Here is a 2,582-nt window from a genome sequence, read left to right on the forward strand (position 1 = left end):
TTTATCAAAGGTACTTTTAATTAATAAATGGCAACGTATATATGACGTTGCCCTTTTTACTAATGCACCCGTTAGTTCAATAACTATAAAATATATCACTTTTTCTTTTTTTACTCTAATTCCAGCTCTCTTGTATCTTCCGAATATAAACAATTTGACCAATATGATATGCATTATGTGTCGTTACATTACCCAATACTTGCCACCAATTAGCTTCAAAGTCTCCTTGAACATCGCTTTCTAATTGTTCTTCCGTTAATATTTCTTGCCAATGTAAAAGAACATCTAAAAGTTGTTTTTGAAGTTCATAGAATGATTTATTTTTTGAAATGGTAAATGTACTGTCATTACTTCCTACTGTCGGAACTGCATAAACACTAGCTTCTTTATACCTTGTTTGCCACGTTACATTCCAATAAAGCAAATGCTGTACAATTTCGGCAATACTATTACTTTCTTCACTCACCTTCCAAAAAGCTTCTTCATCTGTCAAATCTTTAACAGATTCTGAAAATGGTACGTACCAACTTGGATCGTTTGCATTAGCTAACAACTGATCAGACAAAACATCTTTTGGGTGAAACATACCTGCCACACTCCTTCTTAAAGTTTATCAAAATTTAATGCCTTTATTTATTGTTAATCATTCTCTTTAATATGGTTATTTCCCTCTTTTTATAACTCTTTCTTCAATTAACCTGCCACGGTTGAATGAAAAAAGAGCTGTCTGAACAGCTCAATGATCTTCTACTATAACCCCCTTTAGTAAAAAAATATTGCTTTATTTAAAGACTTTTTATATATTTCGTAACATTCCCCATACAACAACTACCTTGAGGATTATTTACCTCACACCCACATCTGTCTGCTTTTACATTTTTTCGAATGTGTTCTAATGGTTTAGGGAAAAGTTCTTGTTCTTCATATTTCTTAATTTTTTCTTTTGTCCAACTAAAGCAATAGCAAACTGGTACAGTAGGAGAATCATCTTTTTGATGCACAGATACCTTTACTTCTGACTTAAGATACAGTTTTTTCTCTGCATCAAAATAGACAACATCACAATCATTCGTTGAACAAAAGTAATGATTCAAACTCGGATTCAAAGAATCTAAAATTGATGGTTTAAGCATTGATTTTAACGTTATAATTTTCAACTTTTTCCCTTTGATATTACAAGATGGACAAAACTCAATATCATTATTTTCAGTAATTCGTTCTTTTGAAGCACAACAATCACTCATACTCTACTCCCTCGCTCGCTCGCAATAATTTTATGAAAATTATATCACTCCTTGTTAAACTAAACTGCTCCGTTAGTTGAAGAAGAACAGTGACGCTTATTAAACAATCGCGCCCGATTGTTTAATATCAAGATAATGATTTCCACCTTTTTCTTGTTGAATTAAGCCTCCGTTTACAAGCAATCTATCTATATTCTTTAATTCCATCTTCAAAAGCCTGTCTATCTCCATTCTCAATCCCGTGCAATGCTTCTTGTAAAGCAAATGTGCTTTTATAAAATTTAACTCGTTCAGATATTTCATTACCGTTAGGATATAGGTTAATACACATTTCAAAAAAATCCTCACCATAGCTAGAGAGTATTCCAGCAAAGTCATACGCTGGATCTCCTAATCCCGAACCCAAAATCTATTATCCCCGAAATCATACTTGTTTCTGGATTCCATAAAATGTTAGATGCTCCGAAATCTCCGTGTATAAGTGTTATATCTAAATTTGAGAATGCATTCCCTTTTAAGAACGTTTCAAAAGATTGTGAGATTTCCTTTTGAGCGTCTTTTCTAATAAAAGGAAATAATTTATTTTGAATCTTATTATACAAGTTATACATCTCTTCACGAGGGTTACGAACCTTTAGTTTCAAATCTCGACTTGCTTTTTCACTTGAAATAGAATGAAGTTCTACAAGAAAAGAAACAAGTTGTTTTGCTAATGATGTATTTTTCCGTCAATAATCCCGCATTAAACACCGATAAAATCATGATGAAGAAAAATATTACCCGACCGGTTGGTTCCCTCTTGTCAGCAATAAACTCAATACTAGAAAAATTAACATAAACAAAGCCAATAGCAACAAATATAGATAAGATAAATTGCCCTTTTAAAGACTTAATCATAAAATGCCCCCTATAAATATTCTTAAACTGTCCTGCGTTAGTTTAAGAAAAAAGTGCCACCCCCTGACTTGAAGTAAAGCAACCCTTTTCGTTCGATATTTTACATATATTAACTTATTCAACACATTCGCAAAAAAACCTCTTCTTCAACTAACCTGCCCCGTTAGTTTAAGTGCATTTTTTCACAATCTTTATCGTGATTTACTTACATATCTAATTTTGACAAGAGCAACCCCTGTAAATGTGATTGTAGTTTCGTTAATAACACGTTCAGTGTCATTACAAAAAAACAAAAAGCGTCTAAATCCTTGATATACATGAGTTTAGGCACATTATCTTCAATTGAAAATATCAAGTTAATATTCTTCTTCGTGACCAACTTGGTCATAATGATATTAAAACGACTTCTCTTTATACAAATATGGCCAATACAGACAGTCA

5 protein-coding genes are annotated in these 2,582 nt (G+C 32.3%); all 5 read right to left on the reverse strand.

The features are described 5' to 3' along the window. Positions 1-115: 115 nt before the first annotated feature. Complete coding sequence (locus tag AMD00_RS02780; protein WP_053415561.1) at positions 116-586, reverse strand: DinB family protein; 471 nt, start codon at positions 584-586, stop codon at positions 116-118. 199 nt (positions 587-785) lie between these two features. Beyond that, positions 786-1,244, reverse strand: coding sequence for a putative iron-sulfur cluster-binding metallochaperone (locus AMD00_RS02785; RefSeq protein WP_053415562.1), 459 nt, complete (start codon positions 1,242-1,244; stop codon positions 786-788). 184 nt (positions 1,245-1,428) lie between these two features. After that, positions 1,429-1,650, reverse strand: a complete 222-nt coding sequence (locus AMD00_RS23810; protein WP_245639425.1) for a hypothetical protein — start codon at positions 1,648-1,650, stop codon at positions 1,429-1,431. Then, complete coding sequence (locus AMD00_RS23815; RefSeq protein ID WP_245639475.1) at positions 1,619-1,915, reverse strand: phosphotransferase; 297 nt, start codon at positions 1,913-1,915, stop codon at positions 1,619-1,621. Before AMD00_RS23815 ends, AMD00_RS23810 begins: the two co-directional genes overlap by 32 nt. After that, a complete protein-coding gene (locus tag AMD00_RS02795) occupies positions 1,905-2,141 on the reverse strand; it encodes a hypothetical protein (RefSeq protein ID WP_053415563.1) in 237 nt (78 codons plus the stop codon). Before AMD00_RS02795 ends, AMD00_RS23815 begins: the two co-directional genes overlap by 11 nt. Between the last annotated feature and the right edge of the window lie 441 nt (positions 2,142-2,582).

The organism is Viridibacillus arvi (genome assembly GCF_001274945.1).
Taxonomy (GTDB): Bacteria; Bacillota; Bacilli; order Bacillales_A; family Planococcaceae; genus Viridibacillus; species Viridibacillus arvi.

Bases quoted from the DNA above. Each gene is read 5' to 3' on its own strand.
- AMD00_RS02780 (WP_053415561.1), bottom strand. From the start codon at position 586: ATGTTTCACCCAAAAGATGTTTTGTCTGATCAGTTGTTAGCTAATGCA.
- AMD00_RS02785 (WP_053415562.1), bottom strand. From the start codon at position 1,244: ATGAGTGATTGTTGTGCTTCAAAAGAACGAATTACTGAAAATAATGAT.
- AMD00_RS02795 (WP_053415563.1), bottom strand. From the start codon at position 2,141: ATGATTAAGTCTTTAAAAGGGCAATTTATCTTATCTATATTTGTTGCT.